The following is a 21,847-nucleotide window of genomic DNA, read 5'->3' as shown; positions in this document are numbered from 1 at the left end:
ACGGCAATGCGACAAATAGCGTCGCAATGGCGCAGTTTAAACGTTGCGGTTGTATTTGAGGCACCTGCATCCACATTTCCGCTGCCAGGCACAAAACACCTGTGGGAGCGAGCTTGCTCGCGATGGCGCAGTGTCAGTCACCTTCAGCATTGACTGACACTCCGTCATCGCGAGCAAGCTCGCTCCCACAGTTTTTGTGTTGACCGCTCTATCCGCAGTCTTACCATTTAGCCGCGCTCGGACGGCACCGAGGACAATTCGAACGGGCTGCTGCTACGCCGCTGGTTGCGATCTTCCCGCGGTGTCGCGCCGAAGAAGTTGCGGTAGGCGCTGGAGAAGTGTGGCCCCGAGGAGAAACCACAGGACAGGCCGATCTGGATGATGGATTTGCTGGTCTGCATCAACATCTGCCGGGCCTTGTTCAGGCGCAGCTCCAGGTAATACTGGCTCGGCACGCGATTGAGGTACTGCTTGAAGATCCGCTCCAGCTGCCGGCGGGACACGCACACATGTTGGGCGATCTCGTCGGTGGTCAACGGCTCTTCGATGTTGGCTTCCATCAACAGCACGGCCTGGGTGAGCTTCGGATGACTGGAACCCAAGCGGTTCTGCAACGGAATACGCTGGCGCTCGCCGCCTTCACGGATGCGCTCGACCACCAGTTCTTCCGACACCGCGCCAGCCAGTTCGGCGCCGTGGTCCCGGGCCAGCACCGCCAACAGCAGATCAAGCACCGACATGCCGCCGCAAGCGCTCAGGCGATCACGGTCCCAATCAAACAAATGGCTGGTGGCGATGACCTTGGGGAAGCGCTCGGAGAAGTCATCTTGCCAGCGCCAGTGAACGGCAGCTCGATAGCCATCGAGCAAACCCAACTGCGCCAGCGGATAGACGCCAGCGGACAAACCGCCGATGACGCAACCCGCGCGCACCAATTGCTTGAGGGCGCTGCTCAGCGGCGAGGCCAGCGTCGTTGGTGGCTCGTCGGCCACCAGAAACAGTTTCTGAAGACCTTCGAGCTTGCCGACCCAGGATTCACCGGGTAACTGCCAAGCGCCCTCGGCCGGTGGCTCGGCTTGCAGGAACGACAATTCGTAGACCACGTCCGGATGCACGCGCTGGGCGACACGCAAGGCCTCCTCGGCCAGCGCCAGCGTCAAGGCTTTAGTGCTGGGCCAAATCAGGAAACCTATTCGATGGGCAGTCATGGCGGGCAATCCGAAGCGAAAACAGTGTTAAAGCCGAAAGCGGCTGCAACCAAACTAGACCATCTGGCGCATGGCGCGCAGCATGATCCAATCCGGTGCGTAACGGGAGCGATTACTTGAGGCTGCCCGACAGAAATTGTTGCAGGCGCTCCGATTGCGGGTTGACCAGCACTTCCCGTGGGTTGCCGCTTTCTTCAACGATGCCTTTGTGCAGGAATACCAACTGGTTCGACACTTCGCGGGCAAAGCCCATTTCATGAGTCACCACCACCATGGTCCGGCCTTCCTGCGCCAACGCCTGCATCACTTTGAGCACGTCGCCCACCAATTCAGGGTCGAGGGCCGAAGTCGGCTCATCGAACAGCATCACCTCCGGCTCCATCGCCAGCGCCCGGGCGATCGCCACGCGCTGCTGCTCGCCGCCGGACATGTGGCCTGGGTAGGCGTCCTTGCGATGGGCCACGCCGACCTTGTTCAGGTAGTGCTCGGCCTTCTCCCGCGCTTCGGCCTTGGCCACGCCCAATACATGCACCGGCGCTTCCATGATGTTTTCCAGGGCGGTCATGTGGGACCACAAGTTGAAGTGCTGGAACACCATCGACAACCGCGAACGCATGCGCTGCAGTTGCTTTGGGTCCGCGGCCTTCATGGCGCCGTCCTTGCCTGCTACGAGCTTCAACTCTTCGTTGTTGAGCAAGATCTTGCCGGCATGGGGTTGCTCAAGCAGGTTGATGCAACGCAGGAAGGTACTCTTGCCGGAGCCACTGGAGCCGATGATGCTGATCACATCGCCGGCGGCGGCTTTCAAGGACACGCCCTTGAGCACTTCGTGACTGCCATAGCGTTTATGCAGGTCTTGGACTTCAAGCTTGTACATGCGGTCGGTTCTCACAAAACGTCAATCGTTGAGCAGTCGATCGGATCGATGCGTTATCAGTGCTTGCGCGGGGCCAGGTAACCCAGCCAGCGGCGCTCGGCCAGCTTGAACAGGCGCACCAGGATGAAGGTCAGGCACAGGTAGAACACGCCGGCCGTGATGTAGGCCTCGAACGGCAAGTAGTACTGCGCATTCACCGTGCGCGCGGCACCAGTGATGTCGATCAAGGTGACGATGGACGCGAGACTGGTGGTCTGCAGCATCATGATCACTTCGTTGCTGTATTGCGGCAGCGCCCGGCGCAGGGCCGAGGGCAGCAGGATCCGGCGATACAGCTTGTAGCGCGACATACCCATCGCCTTGGCCGCCTCGATCTCACCGTTGGGCGTGGCCCGCAGGCTGCCGGCGATGATTTCGGCGGTGTAGGCGCTGGTATTGATGGCGAACGCCAGGCACGCACAGAACGTCGCGCTGGACAGCCACGGCCAGAGGAAGCTTTCGCGCACGACGGCGAACTGCGCCAGCCCGTAATAGATCAGGAACAACTGCACCAGCATCGGCGTGCCGCGAATCACATAGGTGTAGAGCCACGCCGTCATGTTGACGACCGGCTGCTTGGACACCCGCATCAGCCCCAGGGGCAGCGCCGCCAACAGGCCGAAGAACAGCGACAAGGCCAACAGCTTCAGGGTGGTCAGCAAGCCGTTGAAGTACAGCGGCAAGGCTTCAATGATGACGTTGTAGTCGAAGATCATAGATCAGCCGCCCTTACGCCTACCGAGTAGCGCTTCTCAAGGTGACGCAATGCCAGCAACGAAACGCTGGTGATCACCAGGTACATCGCCGCCACTGCGAGGAAGAAGGTGAAAGGCTCGCGGGTGGCATCCGCCGCCTGCTTGGCCTTGAACATCATGTCTTGCAGGCCCACCACGGAAATCAGCGCGGTGGCCTTGGTCAGTACCAACCAGTTGTTGGTGAAGCCCGGGATCGCCAGTCGGATCATCTGCGGCACCATCACCCGGAAAAACACCTGGAACCCACTCATGCCGTACGCCATGCCCGCCTCCGCCTGGCCCTTGGGGATGGCCATGAACGCGCCGCGGAAGGTTTCCGACAGGTACGCGCCGAAGATGAAACCCAGGGTGCCGATACCGGCCGCCAGCGGATTCAGGTCGATGTAGTCGTCATAGCCAAGCATCGGCGCCACACGGTTGAGCAAGTCCTGGCCGCCGTAGAAAATCAGCAGGATCAACACCAGGTCCGGAATGCCGCGGATTACCGTCGAATACAGGTCGCCCAGCCACGCCAGCCAACGGACCGGCGAGAGGCGCAGCGCGACACCAATCAACCCCAGGACGATGGCCAGGGCCATGGACGACAAGGCGAGCTGAAGCGTCAACCATGCGCCATCGAGGATGACAGCCCCGTAGCCTTTCAACATGATTCAGGTCCTCGAAAGTGGGATGAAAAAATGGCGCAAACCGCAGAAATCCTGTTGCTTGCGCCATTTCGCCGCAGTGGCGGGACGTGTTACTTGCCGTAGATGTCGAAGGCGAAGTATTTATCCTGGATCTGCTTGTACTTGCCGTTCTCGCGAATGGCAGCGATTGCAGTGTTGATCTTGTCTTTCAACGCGTCACCTTTGCGAACCGCGATACCCACGCCGTCACCGAAGTATTTGACATCGGTGAAGGCCGGGCCAACAAACGCAAAGCCTTTGCCCGCGTCAGTCTTCAGGAAACCGTCATCCAACAGCGTGGCGTCGGCCACGGTGCCGTCGAGGCGACCGGCGGAGACGTCCAGGTAGATCTCGTTCTGCGAACCGTACGGCTTGATCTCGGCACCCAGCGGGGCCAGGACTTCACGTGCGAAACGCTCGTGAATCGAACCGCGCTGCACGCCAATGTTCTTGCCCTTGAGCTCGGCCAGGCCGTCGCTGACCTGGGTGCCGGCCTTCATCACCAGACGGGCCGGGGTGTTGTAGTACTTGTTGGTGAAATCAACGGATTTCTTGCGATCTTCAGTGATCGACATCGACGACAGGATCGCGTCGATCTTGCGTACCTTGAGCGCCGGAATCAGGCCGTCGAACTCTTGCTCGACCCACACGCACTTGACCTTCATCTCTTCACACAGCGCATTGCCGATGTCGTAGTCGAAGCCGACGATGCTGCCGTCCGGAGCCTTGGAGGCAAACGGAGGGTAAGCGGCTTCGATACCGATTTTCAGGGGCTTCTCATCAGCGAAGGTCGGCAGGGACAGCACGGACAGTGCCAGGGCGCCAAGCAGCACAAGTTTCTTCATCTTGGGACTCCATCGGTAAAGGGCGAAAACGGCAGAGTGAGCAACAGCCCAATATGCGAATGGGTGGAACGAACTTTGGTGCTGCGTCCGACAAGCGCGCATTTTATTCAACGCAGGCCACGACGAGCGAGTGATCGGCATTCTAACGACAGGCCCGAAGCCGATATTTCTTCAATGCGACAACAAATTACAGAAGCACCGAGAAAGCTGTTCGAGCACATTGACAGCCCCGCAAATACATGCAAGAGCAAAGGAAAGGGAACCGATCCATGCTGCAAATAGCGGGCCCATTATTGGCAAACCCTTCTAATCCGGCAAGCACAGCGTGTCGGCTTGTTTTTCGAGATGCGTGAAAACGCCCTGCGACGGGGCTTGGCGTTTCACATCGCCCCGTTGTGGCGCCTTTGGTTACACATTTCGAAACGTCGGTAACGTTCCGACGCTTCTTACATTGAACGCCGATATTTATTCATCCACCAAACCCGTGGCGAGGGAGCTTGCTCCCGCTGGGCTGCGCAGCAGCCCCAAAAGCCAGGCACCGCGTTTGTTCAGGCATACCGCATTGACCGGTTTACGACTGCTGCGCAGCCGAGCGGGAGCAAGCTCCCTCGCCACAAAGGCACCACACTTCAAGCCCTCCCAGCGCGCCCATAAAAAACCCCGCCTGGCAAATACCGGGCGGGGCTTTTTGGTGCTACATGCGACCGTCAGGCGACGTTCATGGTCTTGTGCGTCTCGATCAGGTGCGCCACCACACCCGGATCGGCCAGGGTGGAAATATCACCCAAACCGTCGTATTCCGCCGTGGCAATCTTGCGCAGGATGCGGCGCATGATCTTGCCGGAACGGGTCTTCGGCAGTCCCGGTGCCCATTGGATCACGTCCGGCGAAGCAATCGGACCGATCTCCTTGCGCACCCAGTTCTTCAGTTCCAGACGCAGGGCCTCGCTGGTTTCTTCGCCGGCATTGAGGGTGACGTAGACATAAATGCCCTGCCCCTTGATGTCATGCGGCACACCCACGACCGCCGCTTCGGCGACTTTCGGGTGGGCGACCATTGCGCTCTCGATCTCGGCGGTGCCCATGCGGTGACCCGACACGTTGAGTACGTCATCCACCCGGCCGGTGATCCAGTAGTAGCCGTCCTCGTCGCGACGCGCACCGTCGCCGGTGAAATACATGCCGCTGAAGGTCTTGAAATAGGTATCGACAAAACGGTCATGGTCGCCGTACAGGGTACGCGCCTGGCCTGGCCACGAATCGAGGATCACCAGGTTGCCTTCGGCAGCGCCTTCGACCAGGTTGCCGAGGTTGTCCACCAGTGCCGGCACCACACCGAAGAACGGCCGAGTAGCGGAACCTGGCTTCAGCGCCGTAGCGCCTGGCAACGGGCTGATCAGCACACCGCCCGTTTCGGTCTGCCACCATGTATCGACGATCGGGCAACGCTCCTTGCCGACATTCTTGTGGTACCAATCCCACGCTTCCGGGTTGATTGGCTCACCCACCGAACCCAGCAGGCGCAGGCTGCTGCCATCGGCGCCTTCGACGGCGGCGGTGCCAGAGGCCATCATCGCGCGAATAGCGGTAGGCGCGGTGTAGAGAATATTGACCTTGTGCTTGTCGATCACCTTGGCCACCCGGGTGATGTCAGGGTAGTTCGGCACGCCCTCGAACAGCACCGTGGTCGCGCCGTTGGCCAGCGGGCCATAGACGATGTAGCTGTGGCCGGTGACCCAGCCCACGTCGGCGGTGCACCAGTAGATCTCGCCTGGCTTGTAGTCGAACACCCGCTCATGGGTCAGCGCGGCGTACAACAAGTAGCCAGCCGTGGTGTGCTGCACGCCCTTGGGCTTGCCGGTGGAACCGGAGGTGTAGAGGATGAACAGGGCCTCTTCGGCGCCCATTTCCTTCGGCGCGCATACGGTGCCGGCGACCTTCATCAGGTCCTCGTACCAGATGTCGCGGTGCTGGTTCCACTTGATGTTGCCCGCCGTGCGCTTGCACACGATGACTTTCTGGATGCTGCTGGTTTCCGGGTTGGTCAGCGCATCGTCAACGTTCGCCTTGAGCGGGATTTTCTTGCCAGCACGAATGCCTTCGTCGGCGGTGATCACCACTTTGGATTTGCAGTCGATGATCCGACCGGCCAGGGCCTCGGGAGAGAAGCCACCGAATACCACCGAGTGAATCGCGCCGATGCGGGTACAGGCCAGCATCGCAACCACGGCTTCAGGGATCATCGGCATGTAGATGGTCACCACGTCGCCACGATGCACGTCCTGCCCGCGCAAGGCGTTGGCGAACTTGCAGACTTCTTCGTGCAGCTCGCGATAGGTGATATTGCGGCTCTCGGAAGGATCGTCGCCTTCCCAGATGATCGCGACTTGATCGCCGCGCTCGGCCAGGTGTCGGTCGAGGCAGTTATAGGAAACGTTCAAGGTGCCATCGGCAAACCACTTGATGTCGACATGGTGGTCGTCGAAAGAAGTCTGCTTCACCGTGGTGAAAGGCTTGATCCAATCGAGGCGCTTGGCCTGCTCGCGCCAGAAGCCGTCCGGGTTGACGACCGACTGCTGGTACATGGCCTTGTAGGTCGCCTCGTCAGTCAGCGTATTGGCCGCTACCTCGGGACGAACGGGATACACAGAAGCCGCACTCATCTTTCTTACCTCGGTGACAATAGTTGTTTTTGTATGATCCCGTTGTAGCCCGGGGCGGGCCTATAGAACCATTCGACGATGGTAGTAACAAGTCCCTACAAAATGTCGGTACTAACTGGCAAACGCACTTGAAGATATCTTCATGTGGCGAGCAAGCCTGCTCGCGAAGGCGCTGGGTCAGCCATCATCGATCCAACGAAAAGTCAGCCGATTGTTACCAGATCAACCAACAGTGTTTATCAAAACCGAGTCTGTTTGCCCCCGCCCCCAACTTCTAAAATCCACCTCGCCAACCGGCAAACACGATTGACGCAACACAGCCCCCACGAAGGCCGTTGATCCAACTTCCAAAACTCGCTCCACACGCAGCCCCAAAAAGGCTGCGTGCCCCCACTCGACCTCAACAAAGGTGAAATACAGATGAAAGCTTTATGGGTTCTGGTCCTCGGCAGCCTCTGCACCACCGCGATGGCTGACGAAACCCCGACCGATCTCGCGCAGCAAAAACCGGCTATCGAGGAGTACACCTACTCCAGCCACTTGGACATTGCCAAGGTCCTTTCCATGAGCACGATCCCGAACGTTTGCGAAGTGGTCCCGGCAACAATGGAATACGAAGACTCCAAGGGCCAACGCCACATCCTGCGCTACCGCGTCCTGGGCAACGGTTGTTCCGACAGCTGATCACAACCAGCAATCCCACGGCCCGATACCGATCGGGCCTGGTTGTGTCTGGAGCCACCAAAAAGCGCCAGAAAACACAACATGTAGTGCAAAACGGCAAAAATCGATCATTTTGTGATCAAAAAAAGTCGTCACCCTATCCATGCGAAAAAAAACTTCAGCGGTCAAAGCCTTGTAAACCCGCGCTCCCATGCGGATACGCCCCTCACCACCCCTCCCGTGAGCTATTTCGCCGCACCACGTAGGCAAAAAAGTCCTTATAATGCCGCCTTAAACGGGCCTGCAATATTCCCTTACAGGGATCACGCCAGCCTGGAGCCAACGCAGGGGGCAATCGCCTTCCCGCTCTACCGCCGCTCCGGAATGACCCGTACATTTTTCTGTTTATTGCCTGCGTCAGCTGCTGCAACAAACGATTTTTCAAGATCCACCGCGGCCAGTAGGCCTTATCGGGCATCTGGCCCTCACGCAGGAGACGACACGTCATGCTGAGCTGGGACGAATTCGACAAAGAAGACGGCGAAGTTGCCGTAAAAGGCGCCAACGCCGGCCACGCTTCTGAAGCCAACATGGACCGCCTCGACAGCGCCGGCGGTGCCGCCGCCCTCGAAGCCCGCGCCGTGACGGCCAGCGACTCGGCCGCGATCATTCGCGCCAAGGCGGCCCTCGACAAACTCGACGTCGCCGAAGGCCTCGCCGAACTCGAAGGCGCCTCCGCCCGTGTCGCCGTCGATGAAAAGCGCATGATCAACTGCCGCGCCGACCTCAACCAGCTCGTGCCATTCAAATACGACTGGGCCTGGCAGAAGTACCTGGACGGCTGCGCAAACCACTGGATGCCGCAAGAAGTCAACATGACCGCCGACATCGCCCTCTGGAAAAACCCGGAAGGCCTGACCGACGACGAACGCCGCATCGTAATGCGCAACCTGGGCTTCTTCTCTACCGCCGACTCCCTGGTTGCCAACAACCTGGTCCTGGCCGTGTACCGCCTGATCACCAACCCGGAATGCCGCCAGTACATCCTGCGCCAGGCGTTCGAAGAGGCGATCCACACCCACGCCTACCAGTACTGCATCGAATCGCTGGCCATGGATGAAGGCGAAATCTTCAACATGTACCACGAGATCCCATCGGTCGCGAAGAAAGCCGCCTGGGGCCTGAAATACACCCGTTCGATCTCCGATCCGAAGTTCGAAACCGGCACCCCGGAAACCGACAAAGAGCTGCTGCGCAACCTGATCGCCTACTACTGCGTTCTGGAAGGCATCTTCTTCTACTGCGGCTTCACCCAGATCCTGTCCATGGGCCGCCGCAACAAAATGACCGGCGTCGCCGAGCAGTTCCAGTACATCCTGCGCGACGAATCCATGCACCTGAACTTCGGCATCGACGTGATCAACCAGATCAAAATCGAAAACCCACACCTGTGGGACGCCGAGATGAAGGAAGAAGCGACCCAGATGATCCTGCAAGGGACCCAACTGGAAATCGAATACGCCCGCGACACCATGCCTCGCGGCGTGCTGGGCATGAACGCGGCGATGATGGAGGACTACCTCAAGTTCATCGCTAACCGTCGTCTGTCGCAGATTGGCTTGAAGGAAGAGTATCCAGGAACGACCAACCCGTTCCCTTGGATGAGCGAGATCATGGACTTGAAGAAAGAGAAGAACTTCTTTGAGACTCGGGTGATTGAGTATCAGACGGGTGGGGCTTTGAGCTGGGATTGATTCGAAAGGAAAATCCTAGGCTGCATGCGTCACTGAAAACCCCGTGAAAGCGGGGTTTTTTACATTCAAAACCAGGCTTGGTTCAGCGCCTCCGATTTGGGGCGCTTGATGAGCAAGCACCTCGATGAGCGCATGACCCGAAAGCTTGATCCTGTCCAGCGCCGGATCATGCTCGTGCATGTCCACGGCTTGACCGAAGAGCATCTGATGCTGAGCGAGTCGGGCGTCTAGCGTTACTGGTTTATCACTACTGCCCTGAGTATCGGTTGCTGCGTGAGTGGGTCACGCATCAGGTGGTGCCAACCCTGCGGGATGAACGCTACTCCCATAAGGTGGAACGGCCTAAATTGAGCGTGTTGGATTGGCCGAGGATGTCGCTCTGCATGCTGCACTGGCAGGATGAGCCATGGATTCGCTTGCGGGATATGCCGGCGGTGCTGGTGGATGATCCGTTTAGTCAGCATGAGTCTTGGTGGCCAAAAGCTTCTCGGATTTTGCGAGGGTTTTGAGTATTCAATCATTAGCTGCCGTCCGTGTTCGGGCGGCGGTTTTTTTGTTGGGAATATTGAATTGGGGCTGCTGCGCAGCCCAGCGGGAGCAAGCTCCCTCGCCACGGGTGTAGGCTCTGAGAGCTTCAGCGTCTGTTGATAGAAAAGAATTGATGGGGATATGTAATGACGAAAAAGATAAGAAGTGAGGCCTTCGAGTCGATTCACAGCTCGGCCGAAGCGCTGCTGAAAATCGGCGCTATCAACGAGGTCACCATGCGAGAGTTCGACGAGGCGTGCATGGCTGAGGTATCTGCTGAAATCTCAGATCAAGAGGATTTACCTACAGTCAGAGCCGGCACTCAACCCTTGAGGATGTCCTCAGGGGTGCGGTCGAAATCCGCCGGCATCCGAATCTGCCCCTTTAACCGCCCAGGCTTGCGCGCCTGCGGTGTATCGACATGAGGCAGCAGATCCAGATAAGGCTTGCCGGCCTTGGTGATCACCACTCTGTCGCCCTGCCATGCACGCGCACCCAGTTGTAAGAGCTGGGACCTCGCTTCGTGCAGGGTTACTTGAACCTGTTCGCTCATACACCGTCTTCGCTCATTCGCCTGGGCCATTCTCGCCACCCTTTACCTTTTTAGTGGCTCTGAGAGTAGCAACTCTACCGGGCTGCTCTGTGGACTTTCGTTTAGGGTTGGCGCCGCGAGCGGGCGCTTTGGGGTCCGGTTTTTGCGGTCGGGGTGGCGGCGTGTAAAGAGGTACAGCAGCCATCAACCCCAAGCGCAGTCCAAACTTTCTCAGGATCGCGTCGAGGGTGCTGATGCTCGGATTACCCTTGTCCTTTTCGATCTGGTAGAGAGCCTTTGTCGACATCTTGCACATAACTGCGAACGTCTCTTGGTCGAGACCAGTAACCTCAAGTCTCAGCCGGCGAATAGAGGTTCCCAGGGTTTGGGTCCCTGTCACATGTTGCATGACGATGTCGTCAATGATCGCCCTGCGTCGTTCACCCGTGTTCTCTTTCATCGCAATTCTATTTGTTGTTTCGGCAATATAATGCCGGTTATCCGGAAGGTCAGGCCATAACCGGTATTATGATACCGATTACGTCAATCTGGGACCGGAAAAGGGGCCGCTTCGCAGCCCAGCGGGAGCAAGCTCCCTCGCCACGTGTTGATGTCAGGGCACAGGTGGGCGGCAGGCTTGATGGTTGGGTTGGGTTTGGGAATCGCGAGCAGGCTCGCTCCCACAGGAGTTCTTTGGTGGGTTGAAACTTTGGGTGCAGCCCGCCACGTCCTTCGGTATTAATACACTTCCTCTCACGGACCCGAGCCCCGATGAAATTCGACACCGCCTATTGCCTCAGCCTCGATGCCAAGCTTTCGATCTATGACGTTCGGGACCTGAATTTCGACGAGACCATGGCCTTCGATTCGGCCAAGGAGCGCTTTCAGTGCCCCAACGATGCCTGTCGGGCGGCGTTTGATGAGGGGAATCGGCTGACGACGTTCAATGCCAAGAACGTCAATTACATCCGCACGCCGCATTTCAAGAATCAGCCGACGACCCAGCATATCGAAGGCTGCCCTTATGTCAGTCCGAAAACGCCAGGGCTTGATGCGCAAAGCGTTGAAGCAGATGACGACCGCGAGGAGCATTTTCCGTCGGAGTTGTTACTGACTCGGCGTCAGTACGTGCGCAAGCCGTCCGCCCCGTCTGACAACGTTGAAGCGAATCGGCCTACGCTCTCATCCGTATCTTCCCACGGTGATAACGCTCATTCCGCGCAGGATTCAACACCGGACAAAACCAGTGTCTTCGCCCACCCGGTGGAATGTTTCGTTTCGAATTTCGATAACAAGGACCTGCTCAAGCGCATGCCGTTGAAGATTGGCGAGCACACTGCGCCCTACGGATCGTTCTTCAAGAAGATCGAGTATTTGCAGGACAATAAGGGCTTGATTTACTGGGGCAAGATCAAGGAGATAAAGGATTACACCCTGAGCTTTCGCATCGACTTCGAAGCAAAGGTCTGGTTCAAGCAGCCGGACGAGGCGAAGAAAAAACCTTACTCGGTCAACGTTTACCTGAGCAAGAAGCTGATCGATAACTACCGCAAGCGCAAGGCGTTCCTGGCAGAGATCAAGCACGCCATCGACAGTGATGCGCCGTTGTATTGCTTCTTTTATGGCGTCACGCCGGAGTTGAGGCAGGTGCCGAGCAAGAAGAACCCCGAAGAAACGTTCGGGGTGTTCAGTGCCAATATCGAGAACCTGGATCACTTCATTATTCGGGAGGCGCCGGGGTTGGCTGAAGACTGATCCGGCTGAAGGCCCGTACGAGCCTGCGTAAACCCATTGCCCTGGACCTGGGCTATGACAGCCCAGCGGCGTTTTCCACCATGTTTCGCCGGACGCTCGGCCATGCTCCGAGCATCTGGCTGGAGATGACCGCCGGTCATTGATCAAAAAAATGAGATTGATCGGGACTCAAAACAACTGTACAAAAACACAGTATTTTCGAATCCCACAGCTTTGGAGCACCCCATGGCCTCTCTCGCAATCAAAACCACCCTGGAACGCATCGCTGTCTATCAATTCACCCCCGCCCACAGTGCGCAGGCCCGAGCCATGCTGGGCTGGAGCGTCGAGGAGCTGTCCCGGCAATCCGGTGTATCGGTCCAGGCCATCCGCCGCTTCGAGGCTGGTGGCGAGTTGCTCGATGTGACCCGCTTGGCCCTGGCCTTTCGCCTGGAGGCCGAGGGCCTGGTGTTCTTCCCCGGCTTCGCACCGGGGCGCGGCATGAACATCAAGGGTGCGACGCCGGACCCGATGGGGCGGCCTGATTACGCGATGATCGAATAACACCGTTTGTGCAAGTGCTAGGCGATACCCGCTTGGTCCTGGTACGCCGAGGGTTCCACATCCAGCCACCAGGCGCGGCCACGTTGCGGTTGCGTCAGGGTGAAGGCTTCGCCCATTTGCGGCGTGGTGATACAAACGTTGCGTTCCGCGGCCAGGGCCAGGATGCGATTGAAAGGCTCATACCAGGCATGCATCGCCAGGTCGAATGTGCCGTTGTGGATTGGCAGTAGCCAACGGCCCTTGAGATCGATATGGGCCTGCAAGGTCTGCTCCGGCTGCATATGGACATGGGGCCAATCCACGTTATAGGCGCCGGTTTCCATCAGCGTCAGGTCAAAAGGGCCGTATTGCTCGCCGATGCGCTTGAAACCTTCGAAGTAACCGGTGTCGCCGCTGAAGAAGATTCGCGTGTCACCATCGATCATTACCCATGAGGCCCACAAGGTGCTGTTGCTGTCGAACAGGCCTCGACCGGAAAAATGTTGGGAAGGCGTGGCGATGAAATCGATACCGTCCACCTCGGTGCCCTGCCACCAGTCCAACTGGCGCACCTTGCCGGCGTCGACGCCCCATTTGACCAGAGTGTCGCCCACGCCCAGGGGCGCCAGGAAGTGACGGGTCTTGGCCGCCAGCTTGAGAATGGCTTGATGGTCGAGGTGGTCGTAATGATCGTGGGACAGAATCACCGCTTCGATCGGCGGCAATTCTTCCAGGCTGATGGGTGGTTGATGAAAACGCTTCGGGCCGGCCCATTGCACGGGTGAAGCACGCTCGGAGAACACCGGGTCGGTCAGCCAGAACTTGTCCCGCAGCTTGAGCAGCACCGTGGAATGACCGAGGCGGAAGGCGCTGTGGTTCGGCGCGGCCAGCAGCGCGGCTCGAGTCAACGGTTGTACATCGATGGCGCCCGCAGGACGGGTGGAGCGGGGCTTGTGGAAAATCATGTTCCAGATGATGCGCAGGGTCGTGCCAAATCCTTCACGCGGCGTGAAGGCATGGTTGCGATATTTGCCCTGGTCTTGCCGCGAGGACTCATGGGCAGGAGGATGGTTGGTCGAACAAGAGGGATGGGTCATGGTGCGATAACTCCAAAGGCGTCCGCACGTATGCGCTTCGCCGTTGCGGGACGCTGAATGGCCGTTGCATGTACCCTCAGCCGCCTTATTCAAAACTACACCACTCGGTGTAGTTTCCAGATTGCATGAATCGAAAGAGCAAGTAAACTACCGAGTGTAATTTTCCTTTGCCGACGAACTGCCCATGACCGCACCGCAGCGCCTTACCGAGCGAAAACGCGAAGCCATTCTCCAGGCCGCGATTGCTGAATTCCGCAACAGCGGTTTCGAAATCACCAGCATGGACAAGATCGCGGCGACGGCAGGCGTGTCGAAGCGCACGGTGTACAACCACTTCCCAAGCAAGGAAGAACTGTTTGCCGAAATCCTGAATCGGTTATGGAACAGCATCACCGCAGAACAGGACATGCCCTACAGCCCGCAAACGCCGCTACGGGAGCAGCTTCAAACGTTGCTGCAAGCCAAACTGCAATTGCTGGCGAAACAGAATTTTCTCGACCTGGCGCGCATCGCCATCGCCGCAACCATTCATTCCCCGGAGCGAGCCCAGGACATGGTGTCGCGCATGGGGCAGCGCGAGGAAGGCCTGACTGCCTGGATTCGCCAAGCCCAGGCCGATGGCCGCTTGAAACCCGTGGAGCCGGCATTTGCCGCCCAACAGATGCACGGGTTGCTCAAGACGTTTGCGTTCTGGCCACAGGTGTCGATGGGGCAACCGAGCCTGACCAAGGAGGAACAAACCCACGTGATCGAATCGGCCCTCGACATGTTCCTGAATCGGTACCAAGCCTGAACCTCAGCCCCACCGCAAATTGCGCCCCAATTCATCGAACAAGGTCACCACCGAGCGCAGGGCCCGGCAGTCCGGTCGGGTCAGAAGCCACAAAGCCGTGTCATAGCCCTTCAACGGTTCGCCAAGTGGGATCAGTCCTTTATCTTCATTGATCAGAAAGTCAGGCAGCGCCGCAACCCCCAGACCTGCCCTCACCAGTTCGGTGACCGACAGCATGCTGTTGCAGCGATAGGCAGGCACTACGCCGGGTAGATGCTGGCGACGCCAGGCCACCGTGGGGTGGTCGGGGAGGAAATCGTCCGGTGCGATCCAGGTCATGGCGGCCAGGTCATCCGCATACGCCGCGCGAAGATACGTAGCGCCGGCGCATACCCGGTAAGCCACATGGCCCAGGTTGCGACCGACCAGGTGTTCCGGCGGTGTACGGGTCAGTCGCAACGCAATGTCGGCATCGCGGCGGCTGAGGTTGGCGAAGTCGTTCGAAGTGCTCAACTCAAGACTCAACGCCGGATAAGCGGGCATGAAACGCGCCAGCGCCGGCAGCAACAACGTTTGCAGGACTGAGTCGCTGCAGGTCAGGCGTACCGTCCCGCTAATCACCTCACCGCCCTGCTCCACGCCCACTCGCGCCGCCTCCAACGCCTGCTCGGCGCGCTCGGCTTGTTCGGCCAACGCCTGGGCCAGGCTCGTGGGCAAATATCCAGAGCGGCTTTTTTCAAACAAGGGCAGGCCCAAGGCCGCCTCCAGCCGACGTACCGAACGAAACACCGTGGACACGTCCACCTGCAGGAGGCGAGCGGCCCGGGACAGCGAGCCGCCACGGACCAGCGCGAGGATCAGGGATAGATCGGGGTAGTCCAGACGATAGTGCGCCGCTGCATTGATCACTTGGGTGAACGCCAATATTGATTGCGTGAACGCCAATCTATAGTGGCCACCAGGAATCAACAAGCGGCGAGCCTCCCATGGATAAACAACGTCCTTTAAACATCGCCCTGATCGGCGATCACGACCCTCAAATCACCGCTCACCGGGCGATCCCCCTCGCACTCGAGCTCGCGGGCAAGCAAACCAGCCATGAAATCCGGTTTCAATGGCTGGGAACGTCGCACATCACCAACACCGCCGTGCTGGAGGATTTCGACGGTGTCTGGTGCGTACCCGGCAGCCCGTACCAACATGAAGAAGGGGCCTTACGGGCCATTCGTTTTGCCCGCGAACAGCATCGGCCTTTCCTCGGCACCTGCGGCGGTTTTCAACATGCGGTGCTGGACTACGCCCGCAACGTGATGGGCTGGGCCGACGCCGTCCACGGCGAAACTTCTCCCGAAGCTGAACGGGCACTGTTGACGCCGCTGAGCTGTGCGCTGGTGGAAACCATCGACAGCCTTCAACTCGATGCGGAGTCGTTGATTGCCAAGGCTTACGGCCGTCGGACGGTATCGGAGGGCTACCATTGCCGTTTCGGCGTCAACCCGGATTTGGAAAAGGATTTGTTGAATCAGCGGCTGCACGCCGTTGCCCGGGATTCGGCCGGCGGCCTGCGAGCGGTTGAACTTCAAGGCCATCCGTTTTTTGTCGCGACGCTGTTCCAGCCTGAACGCGCAGCATTGGAAGGCCGCGTGCCGCCGCTGGTAAGCGCGTTTGTCGAAGCCTGCGCGGAGCAAACGCCATGAGCGCCCATTATTACGCCGTGATTTTCACTTCCCTGCGTACCGCCGGAGACCAAGGCTACGCCGAAGCCGCCGAGCACATGTTGAACCTTGTCCAGGAGCAACCCGGATTTCTCGGCATCGAATCAGCCCGTGGCGACGACGGCCTGGGAATTACCGTGTCCTATTGGCGCGATGAAGCTGCAATCCTGGCGTGGAAGCAGCATCCCGAACACAGCGCGATCCGTGAGCGAGGCCGCGCCACCTGGTATGCCCATTGCCAGACGAGGGTGTGCAAAGTCGAACGGGACTATGCCTTCCAACGCCAGACTTGATATCGGCCTCAAAACCAGTGTGGGCGAGCTTGCGATGGCGGTGTGTCAGTCACGATGATGCTGGCTGATCCACCGCTATCGCGAGCAAGCTCGCTCCCACACTATTCCCCGGTGGTCACACCTTCGTTGTTGAGCACCAATTCCTTGTGGGAGCGAGTCTGCTCGCGATGGCGGTGGACCGGGTCACGATGATGCTGGCTGGTCCACCGCTATCGCGAGCAGGCTCGCTCCCACACTATTCCCCGGGGTGCACGCAGTCATTGGTCAGTACCAATTCCTAGTGGGAGCGAGCTTGCTCGCGATGGCGGCGTGCCGGGTCACGATGATGCTAGCTGGTCCACCGCTATCGCGAGCAAGCTCGCTCCCACACTATTCCCCGGGGTGCACGCAGTCATTGGTCAGCACCAATTCCTTGTGGGAGCGAGCCTGCTCGCGATAGCGGTGTGTCAGTCACATGATGCTGGCTGATCGACCGCTATTGTGAGCTAGTGGCGTGGGAAAAATCTGCTTTACGCAGATCAATGTCGGTATGGCGATAGCGTCCGCAGCGTTCAGTTGTTAAAAGAGAGGTTTACAGAAACCTGCGAAAGGATCTCGAGCATGCCCCTCACCTTTACTCGTAGCGCCCTGATGTTGAGCCTGTTGCTCGGACTCGGTCCGACACATGCCGCCGAGGCGCCGCAACCCAAAGCCCTGGCGAACCGTCAGGGCATTCCACATCCAGCGGTCATCGCCCATCGCGGCGCATCGTTCGACGCACCGGAATCCACCGCCGCCGCCTACAAGTTGGCCCGCGACCTGGGTGCCGACTACCTTGAGCTCGACCTGCAACGCAGCAAGGACGGCGTTCTGTTCGTCTTGCACGACGACAGCCTGCTGCGCACTACCGATGTCGCGACCAAGTTTCCAGAACGCAAGGACAGCACCGCCAACGCCTTCACCATGGCCGAACTCAAGACGCTGGACGCCGGCAGCTGGTTCAACGCGGCCTACCCGGACCGTGCGCGGCCTTCCTTCGTTGGCTTGAAAATCCTTACGCTGGACGAAGTCATCAACATCGCCGAGGGCAACCCTCAGCAAAAGCCAGGGCTGTACATCGAGACCAAGGAGCCCAAGCTGTTTCCCGGCATCGAGCGCGACCTGAAGGATAAATTGCAGGACCGAGGCTGGCTGAGCCCATCCGGCTCCAAGCTGGCCAAGCGCGCCCTCGGCGTGGGCCAGGGCAAAGGCAAAGTGGTCTTGCAGACCTTCGAGAAAAGCAGCCTGGAACTGCTGCACAAGGAAATGCCGAAGGTTCCGAAAATCCTGCTGCTGTGGGTGGGCGAAGGCAACATCGAGCCTAAATCCAAAGTGACGTTCGCCGAGTCCGGTGAAACCGACAAAGCCGTGTACTACGCCAAGCAAGAGCCCAAGGACAAGGGCGAGTTCGAGCAATGGGTCCAGTACGCCAAGACCCACGGCGCCATCGGCACCGGCCCTTCGGCGGCGTTGACCCATGGCGGGAGCCAGAGCTATGCGGACCTGGTGAAACCGTGGATGAACCAGTACACCCACGACCAGGGTTTGCTGGTACATGTCTACACCGTGGATGAGCCGGTGGACTTCAAGAAAGTGATGGATGCCGGCGTGGATGGCATTTTCACCAATCGGGCCAGTGAGTTGCTCAAGTACTTCAAGCGTCCCGAAACAGGAACCGTGGCGCAACTACTGAAGAAGAACGGTTACTGAGCGAGTGCTGGATCAGGGCATTTAACAAAGTTTTTCGAATTAAGGATGAATTAAGTTGCCAGAGATAATCTGAACCCACTTAAACGACTCACCCTTTGACGACACCAAGGAAATACAACATGAAAACTTTGACTGCCCTGTTCACCGCTGCTGCCCTGACCCTCACCGCTGGCCTTGCCCAGGCTGATGTTCGCGTCGACCAGATTCCTCAATTGGTAAAGGAAGGCAAGATCAAATCCCTGGAATCGATGAATGCCGAAGCCCTGAAGTTGCACCCGGGCGCGACCATCACCGATACCGATTTGGATAATCACTTCAACGGCTACGAATATGAAGTGGAACTGCGCGACGCCAAAGGTCAAGAATGGGATGTAGACTTTGACGCCACCACTGGTAAAGTTCTGAGCAACAAGCAAGATAATTAATCAGTCGCGAAATGAGCCGCCCAACTTTCAAGTTGCGCGGCTTTTTCACGTACGTATGTAAAGCTGTGCCAGGCCGGGACGCCACAGCCCAACCGTCACAAAACCTTCAAAAATCCCTGCAATGATGCCGCTCAAGTGAACCTGTCGCCGCGACAGGCACTCCCCGCCAGCGAGCCTCAATGAACCACAGCATCGACCAAAGCCATCGCGACCCGGATCTGTTCGGCCTGCTCTACGGATTCAGCTTCCGCCCCGGCGAGCGCGGGCGAGAGATCGGTTCGGCCCAGGCCCTGCAAAGCCTGCAGCAACCCCAGGATCCTGATGAATTCCTCTGGTTGCACTTGAACCTCGCCCACGCCGCGTGCGAGCGCTGGATGAAAAATCACCTGGCCTTGCCCCAAGAGTTCTTCGAAGCCTTGCACGAAGGCTCGCGCTCGACCCGCATCGAGCACGTGGATTCGGCCTTGCTCGCGGTGGTGAACGACGTCGTATTCAACCTCAGCAACATGGTGTCTTCGGATGTGTCCACGTTATGGGTTTGCGTGAGCAGTCGGCTGATCGTCAGCGCACGGTTGCAGCCCTTGCACTCGGTCGACAAGCTGCGCTCATCGGTCAAGGCCGGGGAAAGCTTTCGCTCGCCACTGGAATTGCTCGTGCATTTGCTGCGCGACCAGGGCGAGGTACTGACCCAGATCGTGCGCAAGACCAGCCTCAGCGTCGACCAGATCGAGGACCAGTTGCTGTCTTCGCGGGTCTCGACCAACCGCGCCGAACTGGGCAGCCAACGCCGGGTGCTGGTGCGCCTGCAACGCCTGTTGGCGCTGGAACCGGGGTCGTTGCTGCGACTGCTCAATCGCCCGCCGCAATGGTTGCAGAAAGAAGACGTCAAGGAGCTGCGCAAATCCACCGAGGAGTTCGCCCTGATCATCAACGACCTCACCGCGTTGGGCGAGCGGATCAAGCTGTTGCAGGAAGAAATCGCCGCCAACCTCAACGAACAAAGCAACCGCACACTGTTCACCCTGACGGTGGTCACGGTGCTGGCACTGCCGATCAACATCATCGCCGGTTTCTTCGGCATGAATGTCGGTGGCGTGCCGCTGGCGAGCGATCCCGAGGGTTTCTGGATCCTGGTGGCGCTGGTCGCCACCTTCACACTGTTCGCCGGCCGCTGGGCGTTTCGCAAGCGGCGCGATTATTGAACTGGTTCACTTCAAGTTTGCATGGAACCTTGTGGCGAGGGAGCTTGCTCCCGCTCGGCTGCGCAGCAGTCGTAAAAGCTGTCGCACCGCGCTGAATGGCTTTGGGGCAGCTGCGCAGCCCAGCGGGAGCAAGCTCCCTCGCCACGGGTGTTACCAAGCCCTATTCAAAACAGATCAATGCCATCAGGCACTCAGCCGCGCCGTCACTTCGTTCAGTTGGCCCGACAACCCTTGCAAATCCCGACTGGCCGCTTCGGTACGCTGGACGTTATCCAGGTTGGTGCTGGCGATACAGGTGATTTCAGTCAGGTTGCGCGAGATGTCCTCAGCCACGGAGGTCTGCTCTTCGGCCGCCGTGGCAATCTGGCGGTTCATGTCGCGAATCGCTTCGACGGCCTGGGTAATGCGTTCGAGCATTTCGCCGGCCTGGGTCACTTGCTCGACACTTTCCTCGCTGCGCGACTGCCCGCTTTCAATGGCCTGGGCCGCGTCCACCGCACCGGTTTGTACCGTCTGGATGATCTGGTTGATCTCGATGATGGACGCCGCCGTACGCTGGGCCAGGCTGCGCACCTCATCGGCCACCACCGCAAAACCGCGCCCGGCTTCACCGGCCCGGGCCGCTTCGATGGCGGCGTTGAGGGCCAGCAGGTTGGTCTGTTCGGCGATCCCGCGAATCACTTCCAGCACCTTGCCGATGCGCCCGCTGTCGGTTTCCAGGCGACGGATCACCGTGGCGGTGTTCGCAATCTCGCCGCGCATCTGGGTGATGGTGTGGATGGTGCCGTGCATGACCTTCTCGCCCAACTGTGCCGAGTGATCGGCATCATCGGCCGCCCGCGCCGCGTCGGCGGCATGGCGGGCGACTTCCTGGGCGGTAGCGGACATTTCATTCATCGCGGTCGCCACTTGATCGGTGCGTTCGAATTGCTCGCTGGTGCCCTGGCTCATCAGGCTGGCGATGGCGTTGAGCTCGCCGCTGGCGCTGTCCAGCTCCGTGGCGCTGCGTTGCAGGCGGTTGAAGGTTTCAGCGAGGAAGTCACGCAGCGTATTTGCCGCGAGGGCCAGGTCGCCCAGTTCATCTTGACGCGTGCTCGATACACGCTCGGCGAAACGCCCACGGCTCAGTTGAGTCACGTATTCGATGAGGTTACGGATTGGCTGCACCAGGTTGCGGTTGACCAGCCAGAGACTCAGCATGCCGACCAGCAAAGCCGAGACCAGCATGATCACGGTGCCCAGCAGGATCGTGCGATCAGCACCGGCACTGATCAGCGCCGATTGCTCATTGCCCAATTTATGCAGCTCCACCACCAACTCGCTCATCTGGTCACTGGCGGCACGGTCGAAGCCCTTGACCGCCGCATCCCCCGCCGCGGCGTCTGCGCCAGAGGCGACAAACGCATCACGGCCTTTTTGATAGGCGGCGCCCAGTTGTGCGTGCTCGCTTTGCAGACGTTCGATGCGTGTCCTGATCGGTGCCGGAACACCGTCATGCTTGATCAACTCACCCAAAAGGTTCTGGACATCGCGCTGGCGATCGTCGAACTCCTTCCAGTATTTTTCCAACTCTGCCGGCTGCTTGCCGCGCAACAGAACGTTTTTCCACTCCTGGACCTGCACCTTGAATTGCAGGTTGGCCTCGTCGATCAACTGCGAGGCGCGCAAAGGGCCATCGATGAGGTTTCGATAATTGTGGATGCCATCGGAAAGAAAGTGAAAGGACGCCAGGGCGATCAACAGCATCGCCAGCAGGCTGCCGCTCAGGAGAGCCAGAATCTGGGCTCTCAGGGATTTTTGTACAAACAT

Annotated in this window: 21 protein-coding genes and 3 pseudogenes; 12 read left to right on the top strand and 12 right to left on the bottom strand. The window is 59.0% G+C overall.

The annotated features are described in order from the left end of the window. Nucleotides 1–227: 227 nt before the first annotated feature. The 6 genes from argR to acs form a co-directional block, all read right to left on the bottom strand. Complete coding sequence (argR, locus tag J3Q04_RS06495) at nt 228–1,208, bottom strand: transcriptional regulator ArgR (protein WP_420767503.1); 981 nt, start codon at nt 1,206–1,208, stop codon at nt 228–230. A gap of 112 nt (nt 1,209–1,320) precedes the next feature. Next, nucleotides 1,321–2,085 (bottom strand): ABC transporter ATP-binding protein, encoded by a 765-nt coding sequence (locus tag J3Q04_RS06490; protein ID WP_434560239.1) that lies wholly within the window; start codon nt 2,083–2,085, stop codon nt 1,321–1,323. 56 nt (nt 2,086–2,141) lie between these two features. Continuing rightward, on the bottom strand, nt 2,142–2,840 hold the full coding sequence (locus J3Q04_RS06485; protein ID WP_420767505.1) for an ABC transporter permease: 699 nt from the start codon (nt 2,838–2,840) through the stop codon (nt 2,142–2,144). Continuing rightward, a complete protein-coding gene (locus J3Q04_RS06480) occupies nt 2,837–3,526 on the bottom strand; it encodes an ABC transporter permease (RefSeq protein ID WP_420767506.1) in 690 nt (229 codons plus the stop codon). The genes J3Q04_RS06485 and J3Q04_RS06480 overlap by 4 nt, the downstream gene beginning before the upstream one ends. A gap of 89 nt (nt 3,527–3,615) precedes the next feature. Next, nucleotides 3,616–4,389, bottom strand: coding sequence for an ABC transporter substrate-binding protein (locus J3Q04_RS06475; RefSeq protein ID WP_420767507.1), 774 nt, complete (start codon nt 4,387–4,389; stop codon nt 3,616–3,618). A gap of 707 nt (nt 4,390–5,096) precedes the next feature. Then, nucleotides 5,097–7,052, bottom strand: a complete 1,956-nt coding sequence (acs, locus tag J3Q04_RS06470; protein ID WP_420767508.1) for an acetate--CoA ligase — start codon at nt 7,050–7,052, stop codon at nt 5,097–5,099. 420 nt (nt 7,053–7,472) lie between these two features. Here acs and J3Q04_RS06465 point away from each other — a divergent pair, with 420 nt between their 5' ends. The 3 genes and pseudogenes from J3Q04_RS06465 to J3Q04_RS06455 form a co-directional block, all read left to right on the top strand. Then, the gene (locus tag J3Q04_RS06465; RefSeq protein WP_420767509.1) at nt 7,473–7,736 is read left to right on the top strand and encodes a DUF2790 domain-containing protein; all 264 of its coding nucleotides are present in this window, start codon (nt 7,473–7,475) and stop codon (nt 7,734–7,736) included. Nucleotides 7,737–8,221: 485 nt separating this feature from the next. Continuing rightward, nucleotides 8,222–9,469, top strand: a complete 1,248-nt coding sequence (locus J3Q04_RS06460; protein ID WP_024776511.1) for a ribonucleotide-diphosphate reductase subunit beta — start codon at nt 8,222–8,224, stop codon at nt 9,467–9,469. Between the two features lie 63 nt (nt 9,470–9,532). After that, nucleotides 9,533–9,978: pseudogene (locus tag J3Q04_RS06455) on the top strand (BRO-N domain-containing protein); the annotation flags it as partial. Nucleotides 9,979–10,319: 341 nt separating this feature from the next. Here J3Q04_RS06455 and J3Q04_RS06450 read toward each other — a convergent pair. Beyond that, nucleotides 10,320–10,550 (bottom strand): type II toxin-antitoxin system Phd/YefM family antitoxin, encoded by a 231-nt coding sequence (locus tag J3Q04_RS06450; protein ID WP_434607356.1) that lies wholly within the window; start codon nt 10,548–10,550, stop codon nt 10,320–10,322. A 13-nt stretch (nt 10,551–10,563) separates the two neighbouring features. Further along, nucleotides 10,564–10,989, bottom strand: coding sequence for a helix-turn-helix transcriptional regulator (locus tag J3Q04_RS06445; RefSeq protein WP_434560243.1), 426 nt, complete (start codon nt 10,987–10,989; stop codon nt 10,564–10,566). 311 nt (nt 10,990–11,300) lie between these two features. Here J3Q04_RS06445 and J3Q04_RS06440 point away from each other — a divergent pair, with 311 nt between their 5' ends. The 3 genes and pseudogenes from J3Q04_RS06440 to J3Q04_RS06430 all read left to right on the top strand — a co-directional run bounded on the left by J3Q04_RS06440 (nt 11,301) and on the right by J3Q04_RS06430 (nt 12,827). Continuing rightward, nucleotides 11,301–12,284, top strand: a complete 984-nt coding sequence (locus tag J3Q04_RS06440) for a hypothetical protein (protein ID WP_434607358.1) — start codon at nt 11,301–11,303, stop codon at nt 12,282–12,284. 35 nt (nt 12,285–12,319) lie between these two features. Further along, nucleotides 12,320–12,427: pseudogene (locus J3Q04_RS06435) on the top strand (AraC family transcriptional regulator); the annotation flags it as partial. 82 nt (nt 12,428–12,509) lie between these two features. After that, nucleotides 12,510–12,827 carry a helix-turn-helix domain-containing protein gene (locus J3Q04_RS06430; RefSeq protein ID WP_060740988.1) on the top strand — a complete coding sequence of 106 codons (318 nt, stop codon included), beginning with the start codon at nt 12,510–12,512 and terminating at the stop codon, nt 12,825–12,827. A gap of 17 nt (nt 12,828–12,844) precedes the next feature. Here the strand turns inward: J3Q04_RS06430 and J3Q04_RS06425 are convergent, their stop codons facing one another. Next, on the bottom strand, nt 12,845–13,903 hold the full coding sequence (locus J3Q04_RS06425; RefSeq protein WP_434607360.1) for an MBL fold metallo-hydrolase: 1,059 nt from the start codon (nt 13,901–13,903) through the stop codon (nt 12,845–12,847). A 184-nt stretch (nt 13,904–14,087) separates the two neighbouring features. Here J3Q04_RS06425 and J3Q04_RS06420 point away from each other — a divergent pair, with 184 nt between their 5' ends. Then, nucleotides 14,088–14,696, top strand: a complete 609-nt coding sequence (locus J3Q04_RS06420) for a TetR/AcrR family transcriptional regulator (RefSeq protein WP_434607362.1) — start codon at nt 14,088–14,090, stop codon at nt 14,694–14,696. 3 nt (nt 14,697–14,699) lie between these two features. Here the strand turns inward: J3Q04_RS06420 and J3Q04_RS06415 are convergent, their stop codons facing one another. Further along, nucleotides 14,700–15,647: a LysR family transcriptional regulator gene (locus J3Q04_RS06415; protein ID WP_434607364.1), complete on the bottom strand. Its 948-nt coding sequence runs from the start codon at nt 15,645–15,647 to the stop codon at nt 14,700–14,702. 14 nt (nt 15,648–15,661) lie between these two features. Between J3Q04_RS06415 and J3Q04_RS06410 the strand changes: the two genes are divergently transcribed. The 5 genes from J3Q04_RS06410 (at nt 15,662) to J3Q04_RS06390 (ending at nt 20,038) form a co-directional block, all read left to right on the top strand. Further along, the gene (locus J3Q04_RS06410; RefSeq protein WP_434607366.1) at nt 15,662–16,372 is read left to right on the top strand and encodes a CTP synthase C-terminal region-related (seleno)protein; all 711 of its coding nucleotides are present in this window, start codon (nt 15,662–15,664) and stop codon (nt 16,370–16,372) included. Further along, nucleotides 16,369–16,683, top strand: coding sequence for an antibiotic biosynthesis monooxygenase family protein (locus tag J3Q04_RS06405; RefSeq protein WP_434607368.1), 315 nt, complete (start codon nt 16,369–16,371; stop codon nt 16,681–16,683). Before J3Q04_RS06410 ends, J3Q04_RS06405 begins: the two co-directional genes overlap by 4 nt. 600 nt (nt 16,684–17,283) lie before the next feature. Then, entirely contained in the window at nt 17,284–18,411 is a 1,128-nt protein-coding gene (locus J3Q04_RS06400) for a glycerophosphodiester phosphodiesterase (RefSeq protein ID WP_434607370.1), read from the top strand. Nucleotides 18,412–18,530: 119 nt separating this feature from the next. Next, nucleotides 18,531–18,836: a PepSY domain-containing protein gene (locus J3Q04_RS06395; RefSeq protein ID WP_420765179.1), complete on the top strand. Its 306-nt coding sequence runs from the start codon at nt 18,531–18,533 to the stop codon at nt 18,834–18,836. A gap of 179 nt (nt 18,837–19,015) precedes the next feature. After that, nucleotides 19,016–20,038: a transporter gene (locus tag J3Q04_RS06390; protein WP_420765180.1), complete on the top strand. Its 1,023-nt coding sequence runs from the start codon at nt 19,016–19,018 to the stop codon at nt 20,036–20,038. A 183-nt stretch (nt 20,039–20,221) separates the two neighbouring features. Here J3Q04_RS06390 and J3Q04_RS06385 read toward each other — a convergent pair whose 3' ends face one another. Next, nucleotides 20,222–20,926: a methyl-accepting chemotaxis protein gene (locus J3Q04_RS06385; protein ID WP_434635632.1), complete on the bottom strand. Its 705-nt coding sequence runs from the start codon at nt 20,924–20,926 to the stop codon at nt 20,222–20,224. 228 nt (nt 20,927–21,154) lie between these two features. Next, nucleotides 21,155–21,238 (bottom strand): annotated as a pseudogene (locus J3Q04_RS06380) (hypothetical protein); the annotation flags it as partial. Nucleotides 21,239–21,847 lie beyond the last annotated feature (609 nt).

The sequence above is a fragment of the Pseudomonas sp. D4-21 genome, assembly GCF_051132125.1.
GTDB lineage: Bacteria > Pseudomonadota > Gammaproteobacteria > Pseudomonadales > Pseudomonadaceae > Aquipseudomonas.
Note: the sequence above shows the minus strand (reverse complement) of the source record. Positions and strands in the feature narration are given on the sequence as shown.